Origin of the sequence: Leptospira inadai serovar Lyme str. 10, from assembly GCF_000243675.2 — a bacterium.
In the GTDB taxonomy this organism is placed as follows: domain Bacteria; phylum Spirochaetota; class Leptospiria; order Leptospirales; family Leptospiraceae; genus Leptospira_B; species Leptospira_B inadai.
Genome location: NZ_AHMM02000015.1, coordinates 709152 through 728507, shown reverse-complemented (window position 1 = coordinate 728507; position 19356 = coordinate 709152). Strand labels below are relative to the sequence as shown.

Below are 19356 nucleotides of genomic sequence, written 5' to 3'. Positions count from 1 at the left end.
TTTACTGAACCTCGAGTTCCGCATGCAGCGCGCCTGCGGTTTTCAGCGCCTCTAAAATAGCGATGATGTCCCTTGTGGACGCGCCTACCTTATTCAAGGCGTCCACCACATCCGAAACTTGGGTCGCTTCTTCGATCAAAAAGGATTCCTTCGGAGGCTGTTGATTATCCCTTCCGAGACGCGGACTGCGACGGTTTTTATCGGCAACCGAAAGACTTAAGCCGGATCGCGAGACTGCTACCTCGTCTATGACTATATTTCCGCCCATCACGATGACTCCGGAGCGCTCGTTGATCACCACCTTTGCCTTCGGCGAGGATTCTACCGACAAATTTTCCAAATCGGAAAGGAGAGCCAAAAGACCCGGGGATTTATTGGAAAATCCCGGGCCTACTTCCAGGACGATTTCCGAAGGAGATAAAGCCTGGATCGAGTCCGCTTTTAAACCGAATTTTTCGGGTACCGTTTCACGTATCTTATTAATAAGGTTATTCAACATCGAAAAGTCCGCTTCGTTTAACCGAATTACGACTCTCTGATTCGCGAAAAATTCTTCCTTCAATTCCGATTCTACGATGGCGCCTTGGTGAACGATGCCCACGGTTTTCTTGGAACCGCGTCCCGAGCTAGAACGTTCATTCTCCACCTTTCCACCGAAGGAAATCACTCCACTCGCTACGGCGTAGACCTTGTCGTTAGCGGTCTTTAACGGAGATTGTAAAAGGACTCCACCCTCCAAAGATTTAGCGTCGCCTATCGAAGAAACGGTAACATCCAATCGATCTCCTTTACGGGCGTAAGACGGAATATTGGCCGTAATTAAAACCGAGGCTATATTTTTAGTTTGGTCCGGCTTGAGATTCGCATCGACTCCCAGATTTTTTAAGTAGTTTTTCATACTTTCGCTTGTCATGGGAGTCTTGCTATCTCCGGTTCCCGGTAAACCTATCACAATTCCGTAACCCGTGATTTGATTGTCCCGAATTCCTTCGATCTTAGCGAAGTCCTTGAGTCGGACTTCCGCAGCTTGAACCGAGGCCGTTATTAAGAGAAAAAAGAAAAGAATTCTACTCACCTGGATTCTCCCAAAAGACGATTGAGCTGGTCCACAATGAAACGCTGTTTTTCTTCGTCGGATAATTCGGCTTTAACCGTAACCGAACCGTCCGGATTCGTAATCGTTTTAAGAGCTATCGGAGGCTGCAAATCCTTGGGTTGGATACGCCCCGTGAACTGGATCTGCAAATCCGCGATCCGATCCGCATCGACCGAATTATCTTTGGTTAGAAATTCCGGCGAGAGACGCCCGGTCAAAACGACGCCGGAAGGCTCCCCGTTATAGGTCGAGGATCTTTGGCCTTGCAGAGTGAGTAACCCTGTCGCAGGGTCTATCGCAGTCACCGTCGCTGTTAAGTTGCCTTTCAATTTTCCTAAAGACTTTATCTTTCCTTTATTCTTTCGAACTATGCTCCTATCGTTGTTATACGAAGGGTTATCCGGAATGATTTTTTTATCCGGCACGGCTTTGATCGTGATATTTTCGTCCGCCGTAGATTCCATTTCAAATTCGGCGTTAAAACCGTCTTTCAGTCGAACGAATACCGCGGTTCCGACCTTAATATTTTGCGATCTTGAATACGGATTCTTGTCCTGCCATTGAGATAGCTCCTGCGCGGCAACGGCCAGGAAGGTCCCTAAAGAAAATAAGAGGACGGCTAGTCTTTTAATTCCAATTCGAAACATCTTAATTTTCTAATAATACCGTATTCTTTTCCACTACGCGAGCCGTTAATTTTCCTTCCTTAGCATGAGAGGAAACTTCCACCAATTCTCCGAGGTTCCCCGAGGTCAGCGCTTTCGTCTTCGCTTTCACTACCAAATTGCCTCGAATATAAACCAACTGTATATCTCCGCCTCGCTGGACATCGTACAAAAAGCGAATATGCTTCCGACGCAGAAGTTCCCCCGCCTGTAGATCTTTTAGAGCAGTAGATCCTACGCTTTCCAATCCTATCCCGTCAGTAAACGCTTCTTCAAGAAAAACGCTTCGCTCTTCCAAGGAATCCGCATCCAATTTTTGGCCTTTCAATATGGTTTTCTTTGCGAAGAATACGGAGGCCTTCTTCTCGATTTTGAATTTGATTCTCTGAGTATGGACTTTTCTTTGCTGAAAGTAAAAATCCAGGGAGGCGACGACTTGTCCGGCATGAATCACCTGCGGTAACCCTGCCCACCGAAGATCGACTCCGGAAGCGGGAACCGATCGTTCTCCGTCCAAATACGTTATGCGATATTCGGCGCCCTTTTCCTGAGAAAATTTGGCGATCTCCTTAGAGACGCTGTCCTCCAAATCCTTGGGGTCCAGTTCGGAATTCAGCGGTAAAATCAGCGTTTCTTTTCCCGAAACCGAAACATTCGGAAAAAGATTTCGAATATCCTCCGGTCCGATTAGAATAGGAGATTCAAGATTTCGTAATACTATTTTGTCCTGCATCCGATCGGGCATTTTTGCGATCTCCGAAAGCAGGACTTCCTTTTTATCCGTTAGCAATTTTCCGCGCAGATAAACCGTATCCATGGCAAATACTCCTCCGGCGCCGATCCATACGATTCCGAACACGAAGAGTGGTATGCCAAGGAAACGAAAACTCATATTATTTAACGCTTCAGACCTATCGCCGTCGATAACATGTTATCCGAAGTTTGGATCGCCTTCGAATTGGATTCGTAAGCCCTTTGAGCAACGATCATATTCACCATTTCTTCCACGATCTTGACGTTCGACATTTCCAAAAATCCTTGAAGGACGTTACCGAAACCCTCCATCCCCGGTGTTCCCGGAATTTCGGGACCGGAGGCGACCGTTTCTTGGAATAAGTTTTTACCGATTGCTTGAAGACCGGCCGGGTTTACGAATCGATATAATTCGATCTGACCGATTACCGTCGGACGAACATCCGCGCCTATTTTGACGGTGACTTCTCCCTGCTCCGAGATCATCAAAGTGTTTAAGATGGCACCTTCGGGAAGTATGATCGGAGGCTCCAAAAGATACCCGTTGGAGGTCACCACCTGCTGGTTCGAATCGATCTTGTAAGAACCGTCTCTTGTGAACGCAAAGCTTCCATCCGGCATTTGTATTTTAAAGAAGCCCATCTCGCTCGTGATCGCTAAATCCAACTTATTTCCGGTGGCCTGAAACGAACCTATTTCGAATAGTTTCTGAGAGGCTGCGGCTCGAACTCCGTGTCCTACGTTCACACCGGTCGGAATTTCGCTAACCGAAGTCGCAGGAGTTCCCGCAAGAACCATATGCTGATAAACTAAGTCTTCGAAGTCCGCACGGTTCTTTTTAAAGCCTGTCGTATTTACGTTAGCGAGGTTATTGGAAATAGTATCAATATGGAATTGCTGGGCGATCATTCCGGTCGCCGCGGTCCAAAGGGATCGCATCATAGGTGTGTACCTCTGGTTTTTTATCGGCTAAATTCGGAATTTCCCTAGGAATTCCTCCTTTTTTTGTTCAGAAGACAGAGGACTGAGGACAGGTGCGCTCGCTTTCAGAGGACAGACGACTGAGGACTGACGCGTTCGCTTTGCTCACGCTAGACAGAAGCTGCTCGAGGTTGGAAAAGCAACTGGAGTAGAGGAAAAATCCACTATAACACAGGAATCTTTCTATAGAACATGGAATCTCCGCTTACCAATGTTCTGTCTCCCAGAAGACTGAGGACTGAGGACAGATGCGTTCGCTTTGCTCACGCTAGACAGATGCTGCTCGAGGTTGGAAAAGCAACTGGAGTAGAGGAAAAATCCACTATAACACAGGAATCTTTCTATAGAACATGGAATCTCCGCTTACCAATGTTCTGTCCTCAGTCTTCTGTCTTCCGTCCTCTGAACGTCCTCTGAATCTGACTTTATTTAAAATTCCGAAAAACTACACAGCGATTCGAGTTGGTTCCCTTTTCGTTATTGGACACATTCCAGCAGTTGGCAAGTTTCGTAAACTTCTGATCATTAATGTACGTGTTTTCCCAAACTAAGCCGGTACCTTCGGAGCAACGGATAACGTATTCGTCTAAATTGAAGACAGTCTTACCCTTTCGAACTTCGCCCACTTCCAATACTAAAACTCCACCGGACTTTATGACTCTAGATAATTCCAGAAGAGTTCCTTGAATGAATTCACACCAACCTGCAAGAGTTCCGAAAATGCTCGGTTTCTGCTCCTTTTCCAAAATGATATCAAGGAACCAATACCGGAGCCAATTATCCTCTTCATAGTTCACCTTGTCCAGAAAGGGAGGAGAGGTCACGACTAAATCGGTACACGAGTCGGGAAGACTGGAAAGATCGAGTGAGGAATGATTCGTATAAAGATTTCTGGAGGAAAATTCGTGGAAAAAAGGAGGAAGATTCTCCTTTAAGTCTCTCTTTAATTTTTGCAGAATTCTAGGTTTCACTTCCCGATACTCCGGCCGAACTCCTTTCTTTTCGTTGTTTCTCTTTTGTGCGAGAGGCGGAATCGAAATTTGAGGGAAGCTATAAACCGAAAAGAATCCGGCGCTATGTCCGTGTAATCGCGATAGAGCGGTCAATCCGAGATACTTAATTTCCGGGGAATCGTCGGCCAGAAGAATTTTACGAAGATTTTTCAATTCCCGTAAGGTGTCTTTATGATAGAAATGTAATAAATCGGAGTCGCCTTCCTCTTCGGGAACTTTTGCGCTCAAATCCAAACGGGAAAGTCTTCTCTCCAAGTCGGAGACCGAAGGAATCGTCTGCCTGGATTTTGCCAGAACCAAGGACATCGGGCTGATATCGTTATGTATCGCTGCGTGACCTTCTAAATTCGCCTGAAGAGCGGTCGTTCCCCGCCCACCAAAAGGATCGAATACGACTCCTTTTTTTGAACCTAAATATTTTCCGATAAAGAAAGACGGCAATTCCGGTTTAAAAGAGGCGCGATAGCTGACTACGTAATGAATCGGATGAGCTTGCCTTTGTTTAGCCGTCCAAAACTCTCCGCTCAGAATTTTCCGTTCTTTCTTTCGTACCGCTATGCTCATTCCGATCCGCCTTCTTTTACTTTCTCTATTCGGAACGTAAGAAGGTTTTCCTCGGACCTTTTCCTGGAAAGATTCCGGGACATAAAATCGAAAGGTAGGAAGTCCTCTTTACTGCTTGTCTACGTCGGCTGGAGGAAAAATTCTGCAAATAAGATACGTAAACGTTTCCTACACGGAAACTCGGAAAAATTTTTCAGAGAACGTAACATGATTCCAGCCACCGAAGTAAAAGCCTATTACGAGGAATTTCTTTCCGAGAAAAAAACGAATCGTCGATGGGAACAAGCCGGATATTATATCGGCTACGGATCCTACCTAGTTTGTTTTTGGATCGTCTTCGGGTTAAAACGGGAAAATCCGTTATTCTCTAGCCTGTTTTTCTTCGGTTTATTCACTCGATTTGCAAGCTTAATGATCGGCCAGGTTTTCTTGGTGCCTAAAGTTTTTCTTAGACTGCTTTCCCCTGAAAAGGAGGAAAGCGATCATGCGTGGCAAACGATCCTGAATCATAAGGATGAAATCCTCGGAAGACTCGCTCGTAACGTCTACGGCTGGAACGACTCTAACGATTTATTCGAAATGGATAGGGATTCACTTTCCGGATTCGTAAAGGAAAAGACTTCTACGAACTGGAGAAAAATCGGTAAGAACTTTCTACTCCTTTATTTTCCGACTCTTCTTTTAACAGTGTACCTAACGTACCTAGCGTGGCTGGAATGAGAGGACTCGTTTTTTTCATCCTTACGGAGTTCTTCCTATTTCTCTCTTGCGGAACTAGAAAGGAAATATCTCCTCCCGTAGAGAAATTGGCGGAAGTCCCCGGAAGAAAAATCTGTCTAATTTTTTCGGAACTGGAAACTGATGAAACGCTTCTCGTCAATCCTAAGGATTGCAAAAGAGACCTCCCTCCTCTACATCTCTTCCATCCGATGATCGCACTGGCAGCGTTGGAAATCGGTACGCTCAAGGAACCCGACGCGCTTTATAAATGGGACAAAACGAAATATCCGTACATTCGCTGGCAAAAGGACCAAAATTTAAGAACGGCTCTAGCTTCTTCCACGGTTTGGTATTTTCAAAAATTGTTAACCGAAACCGCCGGATTCAAAATACAAAACTGGTTGGCGGGCACGGATCTACCTAAGCCCTCGACTCTCGAAAGTGGCCGAGCTTTCTGGATGGACGGAGACTATGCCTTAAACGGAGAGGAGTTATTCTTTTTTCTAAAGAAACTCGTTACTCGAAAATTATCCGTCCGGGAAAAGAACTCATCCATGATCCTTTCCGGATTGGAAAGAACACCGGGAGAAGTCAGCAATTCCACCGGAATCCATCGGTTGGCGGGAAATTGGGGAAACGCGGAGAAATTTTATTCGGATTCCGGATCCGCGTATAGCGCCGGACGAAGTATTTCCCTATTTTGGTTCTATTGGAAGTTCCCGGATAAATCGTTTCTATTTCTTTCCAGAATCGAGAGCGAATCCGAAACATTACCGCCTCTGGAAGCGGCTCGGTACGGAACCGAATTTTTACGAGCGAACGGCATTTGGGAAAAATTTCTTTTTCAATAGAACTTCATCCTAAGGTATCGCTTTCTTTTTCAAAATCCTAGCTACTCGGGAAGATTATACTTTTCTTCGAAAACCCTCGGCTTGAACATGGAACCGATCTGTTTCGCCTGAAGAAAATCGTTCTAGGCGGGACGGATCGCCGATTCTTAATGAAACGTAACGTATTTTACTATATTCTTCTTATAACTCTCTTCTTCTTAGTTTTTCTAATTATATTAAATTTCGGTGAAAAGATAGAAGCGGAAATTTCCACTCCGATCGTTTCCCGGAATTCAACCCACGAATCGGCTCTATGGCTCGACCGATCGACGATCGCAATCTCGAACACCTTCGAAAAGTTGGCCAAAGGATTGAAAGAACCGCTCGCGATTCTTCTGTTTCAAATCGGTGTCGTTTTGATCGCCACAAGGATATTCGGAAAACTTGCGGTCTCGATCGGACAACCTTCGGTTATCGGGGAAATTCTGGCCGGTATTTTATTGGGCCCTTCCCTATTCGGAACCCTATTTCCGGAAACTTACTCGTTCGTATTCCCGAAAGCTTCATTAGGTATTTTGCAATTACTAAGCCAAATCGGTTTGGTTTTCTTTATGTTCATCGTAGGCATGGAATTGGATTTGAAGATTCTGAGGAACCAGGCCGACTCGGCGATCTTAATTTCACATGCCAGTATATTACTACCCTTCTTATTAGGCGGAATCTTAGCGCTTTCCTTTTACGGAAGATTAGCGCCGGAAGGAATTAGCTTCCTCTCCTTTTCGCTTTTTATGGGAATCGGGATGAGCATCACCGCCTTTCCCGTCTTGGCAAGAATCGTACAGGAAAAAGGGCTTACTAAAACGAAATTAGGAGGACTGGCTTTAACCTGCGCCGCTTCCGACGATCTAACGGCCTGGTGCCTGCTCGCCTGCGTAATCGCTCTCGTTCAAGCGGGCGGACTCTTACCCGGTTTAATGACGATTCTTCTGGCGCTGATTTACATTCTTTTTATGTGGAAGTTGGTTTTGCCTTGGATGCGGAGAGCGGGCCAAATATTTACGAACCGAGAGGCTTTTACCAAGACCGCGGTCGCTTTTTTTCTACTGTTTCCGATCGGATCCGCATGGATCACCGAGTCGATCGGCATTCATGCGTTATTCGGCGCGTTTCTCGCGGGAGTCGTTATGCCGGATCGACCGAAACTGAGAACTCTCCTAGCCGAAAAAGTCGAGGACGTTAGCACTGCGATCTTTCTTCCGCTATTTTTCGCATTAACGGGCATACGTACTCGGATCGGATTATTAAACGAAGGAAACCTATGGTGGGACTTCGTATGGGTATTGGCCGTCGCAATCCTGGGAAAATTTGCGGGCAGCGCGATTGCCGCGAGATTATCGGGTAAGACTTGGAAGGACTCGCTATCCTTGGGTGCGTTGATGAACACTCGAGGATTAATGGAGCTCATAGTTCTGAACATCGGATACGATCTCGGCATCCTCTCTTCCCAAGTGTTCTCTATGATGGTGCTCATGGCTCTCGTGACCACCTTTATGACCGGCCCTTCCTTAAGCCTGATCGAAAAGATATTCGCATCGCCTCGAAAGGATACGAAACGAGGAGGGATTCTAGTCGCGTTCGCGCTCCATTCGAGAGGAATCGACCTGCTTCGGTTAGCCGACGGATTATTTCCGAACGGTAACAAAGCCAAGGAAGTCACGGCCTTACACATGAGTCCGGACTCCTCCATTTCCCGAAAGGTAGCGCAAAGATACGAAAAAACCAGCTTCGAGCCTCTGCATAAACTTTCGAAAGAATTGGGCCTAAAACTCAAAACGTTATACAAGCCCTCCGATAACGTCACGAAAGACATTCTGAAGACAATTCAATCAGGAAATTATAATATATTTCTGACAGGCGGAGCGAGATCGTTATTCAGTGACGACGTCTTGGGGGGAAAAATTCGCACCTTACTTTCCGAATCGAACGGTAATGCGGGAATTTTAGTGGCGGAAAAGCTAGGCAATCTCGATCGATTAACCGTCGCGATGTACTCGGAAACCGATTCGATGCTGTTGACTTTGGCATGTAGACTGGCAAAGAATCTAGGATCCAAAGTTTCCGTTTGGGATCCCAGAGGAGCGGTTCAACGATTGACCCAAAAGGACAGAAATCTGATTAAGAAGGAAAAAATTCCGATTTTGAGAGAAGCGGATCCTGTCGTATTGGGAGAGGCCGATTTAATTCTTTGCAATTTGGAGACATGGGAGGAGGAACCGGAACTTCGAAATTGGGAACTCTCCGATGGCTCGGGTTTATTCCTGATTCGCTTTTCCAAAGAGATCGAATTTCTCTAGAAATTTCCGGGCTGATTTTCCGCTTTTAAATAATACCCTACACCGGGTTCGGTTATCAATATCTCCGGCTTACTCGGATCTGCTTCGATTTTTTTCCGAATCTGATTCACGTAAACGCGCAAATAACCCGCTTCCGAGATCTGGTTCGGGCCCCAGAGTTCCTTTAGAATTTGCGTCTGAGTGACGATTTTACCCGGATAGGTGGCGAGCAATTTTAGGAAAGAATACTCCGTCGGAGTCAAGCGAACATCCTTTCCCGATTTCGTTACTCGTCTCGTTCCAAAGTCCAATTCCAGACTTCCTATTTTTACCTTAACATCCGTCTTTTCGGGAGAAGAATGACGAAGAAGTACTCGAATCCTGGCTAGAAATTCGCCTATCCCGAAAGGCTTGGTCAGATAATCATCGGCGCCTATATCTAACAGATGAATCTTATCTTTTTCCGAATCTTTAACGCTCAGCACTAGAACCGGAACCTTGGCGCCGGATTCCCGAATTTGAACGAGAAATTCCTCACCTCCTCTCGCAGGCAAACCTAAATCTAAAACGACTATATCGGGTCGGACCATATAAAATTTTGATAATGCATCATCTACCGAAACGGCCTCCTCTAATTTATAACCTTCGGGTTCGCAGGCCATCCTTAATAATCTGCGAATCTGAACTTCGTCATCAATGACTAAAATGACCGGACTACCCAATGTCTTCCTCCAAAGGCGGGAAGGTCATAACCGGGATCCGAATCAGGAATCGAGCCCCGCCTTCCGGCCGATTCTCCGCCCAGATACGACCGCCTTGCGCCTCGACCAAACCTTTACAAATGGAAAGGCCGAGTCCCGTTCCGTGAGCGTACGAGGAAACTTTCGTGAATTTATCGAAAATCCGCTCTTCCTCACCCTTCGGAATGCCGGGTCCTTTATCCTCTACGACTAAGAGAAGATGGTCTCGCGGAACGCTCGCACGTACGGTTACGGGAGTTCCCTCCGGCGTATGCAGAAAAGCGTTCTGAATGAGATGAATTAACACTTGCTGCATGATGCGATTGTCTAATCGAACCAGAGGCATGTTTTGGTCCACTTCCGACGTTAAACGATGCGATCCTCTTTCGGATTCCTCTTCCGCGACGGCGCCCAATACCAGATCGGCGGGATCCTCCCATTGCAGATCCAGTTTCAGCCTACCCGACTCCAAGCGGGTCATATCTAAAAGATTGTTTACCAGTCTTTCCAATTTTCGATACGCGCTACGCACCTCGGCTAACAGAGAAATTTCCTTTTCTGCCGACCGATCCACCGTACCATCCAAAAGATCTAAAGAGGCGCGAATAATGGTTAAAGGAGTTCGAAATTCATGGCTAACCGAATTGAATAACGCCGAATGCAGCCTTTCGGATTCTTCCACCATTCTCGCGTTTTCGCGCAGGCCGAGCAACTGAATCCTTTCCACGGCTAAGGCGATTTGGTTCAGCATGGAGTGCAATAACGCGTCCACTCCGGGTTCTAAGGGTTCTCTCCCTTCCCGATCCAATCCGAGCACTCCGAAACATCCGCCCGGCGATAACAACGGGAGATATAATCCTCGAGAAAGCGGAACTGTGTCGGTGGAATTACCCGAAGGTTTCCTATTTTGGTAAGACCAGGACGCTAACGCGAATTCCCTTGCTTCGGGAACGAATGTACTCTTCGGATGAGCGGACCTTTCCAAGCGTCCGTCCTTATCGGTAATTACGATAAAGATTGGACAACCGAACGTCTTAGATAGTAGTTCTATGGACGCGCTCACAATTCCGTCCGCCGTGTGCGTGCGGGAAAGAGCGAGGGACAATTCATAGAGAGACGAAATCGCCTCTTCTCCGTGCTTTAAGGCGTCCTCCCTGGATCTCAAACGAGTCGTAAACACGCCTAAAACCATGGCGAGCACGAAATACATCACAAACATCATCCAGTCCTCGAGCTTTCCTATAAAGAAAGTGAATCGAGGAGGAATAAACAGAAAATTCCATAGTAAGGCAGAGAGAGCCGCGGTAATCAGCACCGGACCTCTACCGGCAAACAAGGAGATCAGCATTACAAAAAAAAGATAAACTAAACCTATAGACCAGTAACCGATTATGTTCAGCGTCAAAAGATTGACGGAAGTGACCGCTAAAAGGGAAAGGAATGATAGGAAATATTGTATGGGACCCGATTTCCCTACCCACCAAAGAGGTCTGAAATTTTCATATTTCCCTTCTCCACTCGGAACAACCACCAATTGAAAATTCGCCGATTCGGAAGTCAGCCGTTCCAGTAAGGTCCCGCCTTCTAAAAATTGCCAAAATCGATTTCTGGTTGTTCTCCCGATTACTACGTGCGTGGCCTTTGTTCGATCCACGGCTCTTAAAATCCCCTGAACCAAATCCTTCTCAGGAAGGCTTAAAATTTCCGCACCAAGTTCGCGAGCCAGTTGCAAATGCGAATGGAGTTGCTTTCTGTTTTCCGCCGATAAACTTCTTCCGTCTTCGATGTAAATCGTAACCCAACTACATTTCAAAAGGAAGGCCATTCTTTTTGCGTGCCGGATTAATTCCCCCGAAGCCGGCGACGAACTGATTGCGACCAGAATTTTCTCCGATAACTTGGAATCCCGGGTCGGCTCGAGACGAGCCAATTCTCTATCGACAAGCTTGGAGGTGTAACTCAAAGAGAGCTCGCGCAATGCGGTCAAATTAGGAATTCTAAAAAAAGAAAGTAAGGCGCCTGGAACTTTTTCGGGCGGATAAATTTTTCCTTCTTTCAATCGCTTAACTAGGTCTTCCGGAACAAGATCCACAAGTTCCACCTCGTCCGCGACCTCCAGAATCGAATCGGGAACCCGTTCCGCTACGGGTGCCCCGGAAAGTTCCTCGACGATATTGGCCCTGCTTTCCAAATGCTGGACGTTCAAAGTGGAATACACGTCGATCCCATTATCCAGAATTTCCAGGACGTCCTGGTATCGCTTCGGATGCCGAGAACCCGGAACATTCGTATGAGCTAATTCATCGACTAACACTAAATCCGGCTTTCGCTCCAAGACCGCATCTAGATCCATTTCTTCCAATTCGACGTTTTTATACTTGGATTTTTTCCTCGGAATAATTTCCAGATCGGCTGCCTGGGCTTCCGTTTCCGCTCGCTTATGAGTTTCCAGATACCCGACGACTATGTCTCGGCCTTCCGACTTAGCCTTTTGGGCGTCGCGAAGCATCTCGAAAGTTTTACCGACGCCCGCAGCCATTCCGAAAAAAATCTTAAGCTTCCCTCTAGAGGAAGTTTTACCCTCTATTCTGGAGAGAAGCTCGTCCGGATCCGGTCTTTTTTCCTCAGGATATGCCATTCAGTAAGATCAATTCACCGAAGATTCCGTTTTCGATAATGCGGAACCTTCGACATAATTCTCCAAAGACAAATTCAGTTTCAAGACGTTGATTTTTTCTTCACCGAAAATTCCCCATTGCGGATATTCCGTCGAGTTTTTAATCAACAGCTTCACATGCTGGGTTTGCTCTTCGTTGAATCCTCTCGCTTTTACGACAAGAGGGAGTTGGTATTCGACCGCTGCCGGACTTAAATGCGGATCTAAGCCGCTACCCGAAGCAAAAACCAACTCGGAAGGAACTTTGGCGTCGCCTCCCCTCGACAGCCAATAGTTTTTCCGTTCTTCCACTTGTTTACGAAGCGTTTCGCTCGTAAAACCTAGGTTACTGGCGGATCCGGATTCAGGGTTATAGCCTCCTGCAGAGGGTCTCGCCTGGAAAAATTTCGGGGATTCGAATTTTTGAGAAAGTAATTCCGAGCCGACTATTTTTCCTTTTCTCATGATCAGCGATCCTTGACTTTCTTTCGAGAAAGAAAGCTTTCCGATTCCGTAAATTAAGAAAGGATAAATCAATCCGCAAAGGATCGTCCAAAATATAAACTGAGAGAAGATTCTTCTCATACAAACCAACCTTGAACATAATTCAACACTACGTCGATGAGTTTAATTCCAAAGAAAGGAAGAATAATTCCGCCGAAACCGTAAATGAAAACGTTTCGAGCAAGAACCGTATCGGCACCTAACGGGCGATATTCCACTCCTCGCAAAGCGAGCGGAACCAAAAACACGAGTATGAGTGCGTTGAAGATCACCGCGCTCAAAACGGCGGACATCGGACTTCCCAAACCTAAGAAGTTCAAAACGCCAAGTCCTCCTTTTCCCGCAACCGGATATAGACTCGCAAAAATAGCGGGCAGGATTACGAAGTATTTGGATACGTCGTTTGCAACGCTGAAAGTGGTGAGAGATCCTCGGGTCATCAGGAGTTGCTTTCCGATTTCGACGATCTCGATCAGTTTCGTCGGATTACTGTCCAGGTCGATCATGTTTCCGGCTTCTCTCGCGGTTTGAGTTCCAGTGTTCATCGCAACGCCGACGTCCGCCTGAGCCAGCGCCGGAGCGTCGTTCGTTCCGTCTCCGATCATGGCGACCAGTTTTCCGGAAGCCTGCTCCTCGCGAATTCGTTTCAATTTACTTTCGGGAGTCGCTTCCGCGATAAAATCGTCCACTCCCGCCTCCGCGGCGATTGCGGCGGCGGTTAAAGGATTGTCGCCCGTGATCATGACCGTTCTGATTCCCATGGTTCTCAGTCGGGCGAAGCGTTCTCGGATTCCACCTTTAACAACGTCCTTTAAATGAACTACACCTAGAATTTCGCGTCCTTCCGACACGACCAAAGGAGTCGCACCCTCTTTAGCGATATCCTCCACGATGCGGACGATTTCATCGGGGAATTCACCTCCGAGACCGATCACATAATTACGAATCGCATCGGCGGATCCTTTTCTGATATTGGGACGCCCCTTTCCATCCGTGGTATTCTTAAAGTCGACACCGCTCATCTTCGTTTTGGCGGTAAAAGGAACAAAATCCCCTCCCAGTTCGGCGAGGTTTCTTCCTCGAATTGCGAACCTCTCCTTGGCTAAGACGACGATAGATCTTCCTTCTGGCGTTTCGTCCGAGAGAGAAGCCAGCTGCGCCGCATTGGCTAAACGTTCCTCGCCTACGCCGGGAGCCGGCAGAAATCGAGTCGCCATTCTGTTTCCGAAGGTTATCGTTCCGGTCTTATCCAAAAGAAGGACGTCGATATCACCGGCTGCTTCTATAGCTCTGCCCGATTTCGCGATAACGTTTCTTCGAATCAGGCGATCCATTCCGCTGATTCCGATCGCGGATAAAAGTCCGCCGATCGTAGTCGGAATTAAGCAGACGAGAAAGCCGACTAACGCAGGTAAGGAGTTGGACAACCCTGCCTCTCCGCCTCCTTCCCTTACGCTGTATTGAACGATAGGAACGATGGTCGCCACGGCTAACAGGAATACGAGAGAGAGAGCGGCGAGCAGAATCGAAAGCGCGATTTCGTTCGGAGTCTTTTGACGAGCGGCACCCTCCACAAGTGCTATCATCTTATCGATGAACGTCTTTCCAGGATCAGTCGTAATTTCGATGATGATCCTGTCGCTAAGTACCTTTGTTCCTGCGGTAACTGCGGATCGATCTCCTCCGGATTCCCGTATTACTGGGGCGGATTCTCCGGTGATCGCGGACTCGTCGACCGATGCGATTCCTTCCACGACTTCTCCGTCACCCGGAATGGTTTCACCGGCCTCGCAGATAACTCGATCGCCGGTCCTAAGGGTCGAGGCGGGGACACGAGACTCGACGTTTCCAACAAGCCGTCTAGCCTGCGTTTCCCGTCTAGTTTTACGTAAAGATTCGGCTCTCGCTTTCCCTCTACCTTCGGCCAACGCTTCCGCAAAGTTTGCGAATAGAACGGTGGCCCAAAGCCAAACGGAAATTTGAATCGCAAAACCTCTTTCAATGGAGGAAATGAAAAGTTCGCTCGTGGTCAGGATCGCTCCAAGATAAACCATGAACATAACCGGATTTTTCCATTGGGTTCTTGGATCCAATTTGATAAACGAATCACCGATAGCCCTGAAAAGCAGGGCCGAATCACCGAAAAAAGAAGTATTCTTTTTAGTAGTCATAGATTAAAAAGTCCTCCCCGTTCCTTGCAGCAGAAATTCCACTCCAGGACCGAGAACTAACACCGGTAGGAACGTTAAGGCTCCCACTAAACCGATTACGGATACGAGTAAAAGCACGAATAACGCACCGTCGGTCGAGAAGGTACCTTCTCCTGCCGGCGCTTTTTTCTTGCTCATTAAGGCACCCGCTAGTCCGATTGCGGGCCAAATCACGGCGAATCTTCCGAGAAGCATGCAAAAGGATAGCGCGAAATTATAGAATTGCGTATTCGCATTCAATCCCGCGAATGCGGAGCCGTTATTACCCGAGGCTGAAGCGAAAGCATATAATATTTCCGTTAAGCCATGCGGTCCTTGGTTTGCTCTGGAAGAAAGCCCGAACTCGTACGAGGAAGCGAGTGCCGTAAATAACAAGATGCAGACTCCCGGTGCCAAGGCTCCGAAGAGGGCATATTTTACCTCTCGCGATTCTATTTTCTTTCCGAAATATTCCGGAGTTCTACCTACCATTAGTCCGGCAAGGAAGACGGTCAGAATCACGTAGAATAACATCCCGGCAAGCCCGACTCCGACGCCTCCGAAGACGATTTCTCCTAATAGAATGTTCCAAACGGCGGCGCCTCCGCTTAACGGAGAGAAGCTATCATGCATCGAGTTAACCGAACCGTTGGAGGCCGCAGTCGTCGCCATTTCCCAAAGTACGCTTTGGGCAATCCCGAAACGGATTTCTTTTCCTTCCCAATTAGGCCAAAAGCCTTGGGATGAATGAAAGATTTCCGACCAGAAGGAGAGAATCATACTTCCTGCAAACAGCAAAAGCATCGCTATAAAAAGAGAGACGCCGGCTTTCCAAGATTTGGCCCATTTTCCGAAAGCGAACGGAAGAGAGGCCGGAATTAAAAGGATCAATAAAGATTCCAGCCAATTGGAAAACGGCGTGGGATTCTCGAACGGATGCGCTGAATTCACTCCGAAAAAACCCCCTCCGTTCGTTCCCAATTGCTTGATCGCGATTTGAGAAGCCGCCGGTCCGAGAGGGATTCGGGAATCGACTCCTTCTAACGAAGTCGATCCTACGTAGGCTGAGAAATCCATCACAACACCTTGTGCAACGAATGCGATCGCGAACAGAATCGAAAGAGGAAGAAGAATATACAGCGTGGATCTTGTCAGATCGACGAAGAAATTACCGATACCGGCCGGAGAAGCTCCTAAGATACCTCTGGCCATCGCGGCAAGGATGGCGATTCCGACCGCTGCACTCACGAAGTTCTGGACTCCTAATAAAAGCATTTGGCTTCCGTAAGAAAGGCTCGCTTCGCCGGAATAAGCCTGCCAGTTCGTATTCGTAACAAAACTTACGCTCGTATTCCAAGCGAGATCCCAATTCAAGCCGGCTTTTCCCTCGGGGTTCCAGGGAAGGAATTCCTGAAATCTTAATCCTAATGTGACCACGCCAAGAGCGAGGAGACTAAGACCCAATATTTCCAAAGCATAAACTTTGGGAGAAGCCGATTTGTTCGGATCAACGCCGGTCACTTTATAGATGAGATTCTCGAAAGCTACGACCGGTTTCAGGAATTTAGGAAATTCTCCATCCAGTACTTTGGCGATGAATAAACCTAACCACGGTGAAACCAAAAAAAGGACCGCAAAGTAAAGAAAGTAAAAAACCGAATCATTTCCATTCATAATACTTACCTAAAACCTTTCTGGCCTAACGATTGCGTATGTCAGATAGACGACTAAACCGAATACGACTACAATTAAAAACGGATAGGACAAGGAAGCCTCCTAATCACGCGTCATCCGAATATTCACGGATGAATGCGTGTGCCAAAAACGTAGCTGTTTTTTATCGTCTCGTCAATGAGGAGTAAAGTGTAAAAGATGGAAGAAAGCGTTAATTTCTCGTTAAGATTTGGGGTGTACAGAGGACTGAAGACAGAGGACAGATGCGCTCGCCTTGCTCGCGCTAGACAGAAGCTGCCCGATCTCGGAAAAGTTAAAGAAGTAGAGGGAAGATCCGCTGTAACACAGGAATCTTTCTGTAGAACATGGAAATTCCGCTCACCAATGTTCTGTCCTCAGTCTTCTGTCTTCCGTCCTCTGAAAGACATAAGCGGCTCGAAGTTGGGAAAGCAGCTGGGGTAGAGGAAAGATCCCCCATAACATAAGAATCCTTCTCTAGAATATGGAAATTCCGCTCACCAATGTTCTGTCCTCAGTCCTCTGTCATCTGTCTTCTGCTATAGAACCGCCGCAGGAGGAACCGCTGCCAGCAGTACAACCGAAACAATGTTGATCAAGTCGAATGCGACGATCGATTAAAGTTTCTTGGTTAAAGTCGGAAATCTTTTGAACGGGACCCTCCACTTTCAGATCCAACATTTGATTAAAATCGCAATCGTAAAGACTTCCGTCCCAGCCTACGCTCAAAGTATTTCTGCACATCACTCCGGAGGCGGCAGCCGGATTATACGAAGTGATCAGTTTTTCCAGATAGCCCTCGAGATTCCCGCTTTCCAATAAATACTCCAAATACCGACTGATCGGCATATTGGTGATCGTAAATAAAGAATTGAATTCGATTCCGAACTGGGTTCTCAATTCTTTCTTAAAGTCTCCCTCGAGAGTGGATTGACCTCCCGGTAAAAATGCACCTGCCGGATTGTACACCAAATTCAAAACCAAGCCGGAATTCGGTCGTCCATATCCGACCGCATTCAATCGTCGCAGGGCCGCTATGGATTTGTCGAAGACCCCTTCCCCTCTCTGCGCATCCGTCCTTCGTTTTTGAAAATAGGGAAGACTCGAAACGACCTCCACCGAATGCTTTGCAAAAAATTCCGGAAGATCCTTATACTTCTCCCCCGCAAGCAGAATGGTTAGGTTGCATCGAACCAAGGTTCTTTTTCCCAGCTTGCCGGCCTCCTCTACCAACCACCGAAAATTCGGATTCATCTCGGGAGCTCCTCCGGTGATATCCAAAACGGAAATATCGGACGACACGAGTACATCCAAGCATTCCTGCATAGTCTCTTTGGACATGACTTCTTTACGATCCGGTCCCGCGTCGACATGACAATGCTTACAAGTTTGATTGCAGAGTTTTCCGACGTTAATTTGTAGGATGTCGGTTCCGATCGGCTTTAAGGGAAATAAGCCGCTTTCGGAAAGTTTTTGCCGAAATAAGGGAAACGATCGTCGTTCCGATATTTCCGAAAGAATTTTAAGTTGTTCCTGCGAGGAAGCAAGATCGCTTCCCCTTGCTAGTAAGGATTTCATAAAAAATAAAAATCAGATGCTAAGTTCTTTCACTTTATTTAATGCTTGAACGCTATGAACCAAAGTCGCTCCGCCCCGAATCGCCGCACCGACATGAATCGCTTCCCAAATTTGTTCTTCCGTAACCCCTTTTTCAAGCGTATCGGTAGTATACGCGTCGATACAATACGGACATTGAACGACATGCGCGACCGCAAGAGCGATCAGAGATTTTTCCCTAGCGCTTAACGCTCCGTCGGCGAACACGGCTCCGTAATAATCGAAGAACTTCTTAGCCAGATCCGGTTCAAACTCTCCTATGTTTCCGAATTTCTTTAAGTCTTCGGGTTTATAGTAGGTATTCTCTTGTGCCATTTTCGGCTCCTTGTTCTTGGTTTTCCAGGAAAGATAAAGTATTTAATAATAGAGCTTAACCGAAGGAACGGATACGAAAAAAAGAACACCGCTGAAAGTTGGACTGCTTTTAAAGGGAATCCTTCGGTTTCGAAAAGAAAAATTTCTTGCTTCGAAAAGTATTCTCTTCGGTTAATTTTTCGAAACAAACGTAAGATTGTTGCATTTTTCACAAACTTCTTGTGGAATCACTCCCCACTTCATCAAATAGCCGAAAACGAAGCAGCCTGTACAGAATCCGACGAAACTCTCCAAACTTGCAAAAAGGACGAGAATTCCGAGTACAATCTGGAAGGCCTGGATTTGCCCGAAAAGCAAAAATGTTAAAGCCGTCCCGCTAAAGAAAGCGCCCACAAATTGGGCAAAGCGTTTCGGAGGACCGGGGACGTTCTTGGCCGCAAAACCCATAAGAGGTACGAAAACGTGAATCGCCAATCTAGCGAAGAGTGAAAATCTCGGTCCGTATAAAACGCGAGCCAAAAATCCGTACGTTAAAGCCGCCGCCAACCAAACGGACTGAGTCCAAATGGTTGCCACGGCAAGAATAACGACTAGGCAGGCAACCGTCCTAGCAGTTACCTCGTTGACTGTATCCGGAAAATTTCCGATTTGAATCATGGTACGAATCCTCCCGCAAGCTGCCTTTTTT

At 47.0% G+C, this 19356-nt stretch carries 17 protein-coding genes; 3 read left to right on the top strand and 14 right to left on the bottom strand.

What is annotated here, in order from left to right; translation table 11 throughout:
* Position 1 precedes the first annotated feature (1 nt).
* From LEP1GSC047_RS07135 to LEP1GSC047_RS07115, 5 genes are all read right to left on the bottom strand, one after another.
* Positions 2–1075, bottom strand: a complete 1074-nt coding sequence (locus LEP1GSC047_RS07135; RefSeq protein WP_010411165.1) for a flagellar basal body P-ring protein FlgI — start codon at positions 1073–1075, stop codon at positions 2–4.
* Positions 1072–1743: a flagellar basal body L-ring protein FlgH gene (locus LEP1GSC047_RS07130; RefSeq protein WP_010411167.1), complete on the bottom strand. Its 672-nt coding sequence runs from the start codon at positions 1741–1743 to the stop codon at positions 1072–1074. The genes LEP1GSC047_RS07135 and LEP1GSC047_RS07130 overlap by 4 nt, the downstream gene beginning before the upstream one ends.
* Position 1744: 1 nt before the next feature.
* Positions 1745–2653, bottom strand: a complete 909-nt coding sequence (gene flgA / locus LEP1GSC047_RS07125; protein ID WP_010411169.1) for a flagellar basal body P-ring formation chaperone FlgA — start codon at positions 2651–2653, stop codon at positions 1745–1747.
* 5 nt (positions 2654–2658) lie between these two features.
* Complete coding sequence (flgG, locus tag LEP1GSC047_RS07120; RefSeq protein WP_010411171.1) at positions 2659–3456, bottom strand: flagellar basal-body rod protein FlgG; 798 nt, start codon at positions 3454–3456, stop codon at positions 2659–2661.
* A gap of 464 nt (positions 3457–3920) precedes the next feature.
* The gene (locus LEP1GSC047_RS07115; RefSeq protein ID WP_010411174.1) at positions 3921–5072 is read right to left on the bottom strand and encodes a DNA methylase; all 1152 of its coding nucleotides are present in this window, start codon (positions 5070–5072) and stop codon (positions 3921–3923) included.
* Positions 5073–5279: 207 nt separating this feature from the next.
* Between LEP1GSC047_RS07115 and LEP1GSC047_RS07110 the strand changes: the two genes are divergently transcribed.
* The 3 genes from LEP1GSC047_RS07110 (at position 5280) to LEP1GSC047_RS07100 (ending at position 8976) form a co-directional block, all read left to right on the top strand.
* A complete protein-coding gene (locus LEP1GSC047_RS07110; RefSeq protein WP_020988326.1) occupies positions 5280–5792 on the top strand; it encodes a hypothetical protein in 513 nt (170 codons plus the stop codon).
* Entirely contained in the window at positions 5789–6643 is an 855-nt protein-coding gene (locus LEP1GSC047_RS07105) for a penicillin-binding transpeptidase domain-containing protein (RefSeq protein ID WP_010411180.1), read from the top strand. Before LEP1GSC047_RS07110 ends, LEP1GSC047_RS07105 begins: the two co-directional genes overlap by 4 nt.
* Positions 6644–6792: 149 nt before the next feature.
* Positions 6793–8976 (top strand): cation:proton antiporter, encoded by a 2184-nt coding sequence (locus tag LEP1GSC047_RS07100; RefSeq protein WP_010411183.1) that lies wholly within the window; start codon positions 6793–6795, stop codon positions 8974–8976.
* Here LEP1GSC047_RS07100 and LEP1GSC047_RS07095 read toward each other — a convergent pair.
* The 9 genes from LEP1GSC047_RS07095 to LEP1GSC047_RS07055 all read right to left on the bottom strand — a co-directional run bounded on the left by LEP1GSC047_RS07095 (position 8973) and on the right by LEP1GSC047_RS07055 (position 19325).
* Positions 8973–9677: a response regulator gene (locus LEP1GSC047_RS07095; protein WP_010411187.1), complete on the bottom strand. Its 705-nt coding sequence runs from the start codon at positions 9675–9677 to the stop codon at positions 8973–8975. The genes LEP1GSC047_RS07100 and LEP1GSC047_RS07095 overlap by 4 nt on opposite strands.
* A complete protein-coding gene (locus LEP1GSC047_RS07090; RefSeq protein ID WP_010411188.1) occupies positions 9670–12333 on the bottom strand; it encodes a sensor histidine kinase in 2664 nt (887 codons plus the stop codon). The genes LEP1GSC047_RS07095 and LEP1GSC047_RS07090 overlap by 8 nt, the downstream gene beginning before the upstream one ends.
* Positions 12334–12342: 9 nt before the next feature.
* A complete protein-coding gene (gene kdpC / locus LEP1GSC047_RS07085; protein ID WP_010411191.1) occupies positions 12343–12936 on the bottom strand; it encodes a potassium-transporting ATPase subunit KdpC in 594 nt (197 codons plus the stop codon).
* Positions 12933–15026: a potassium-transporting ATPase subunit KdpB gene (gene kdpB / locus LEP1GSC047_RS07080; protein WP_010411195.1), complete on the bottom strand. Its 2094-nt coding sequence runs from the start codon at positions 15024–15026 to the stop codon at positions 12933–12935. Before kdpB ends, kdpC begins: the two co-directional genes overlap by 4 nt.
* A 3-nt stretch (positions 15027–15029) precedes the next feature.
* A complete protein-coding gene (kdpA, locus tag LEP1GSC047_RS07075) occupies positions 15030–16718 on the bottom strand; it encodes a potassium-transporting ATPase subunit KdpA (protein ID WP_010411198.1) in 1689 nt (562 codons plus the stop codon).
* 9 nt (positions 16719–16727) lie between these two features.
* Positions 16728–16811: a K(+)-transporting ATPase subunit F gene (gene kdpF, locus LEP1GSC047_RS22505; RefSeq protein WP_020988458.1), complete on the bottom strand. Its 84-nt coding sequence runs from the start codon at positions 16809–16811 to the stop codon at positions 16728–16730.
* 450 nt (positions 16812–17261) lie between these two features.
* Entirely contained in the window at positions 17262–18314 is a 1053-nt protein-coding gene (gene arsS / locus LEP1GSC047_RS07065; RefSeq protein WP_010411204.1) for an arsenosugar biosynthesis radical SAM (seleno)protein ArsS, read from the bottom strand.
* Positions 18315–18326: 12 nt separating this feature from the next.
* Positions 18327–18668, bottom strand: a complete 342-nt coding sequence (locus LEP1GSC047_RS07060; RefSeq protein WP_010411208.1) for an arsenosugar biosynthesis-associated peroxidase-like protein — start codon at positions 18666–18668, stop codon at positions 18327–18329.
* Positions 18669–18839: 171 nt separating this feature from the next.
* Positions 18840–19325: a DUF4395 domain-containing protein gene (locus tag LEP1GSC047_RS07055; protein WP_010411210.1), complete on the bottom strand. Its 486-nt coding sequence runs from the start codon at positions 19323–19325 to the stop codon at positions 18840–18842.
* Positions 19326–19356: the final 31 nt, after the last annotated feature.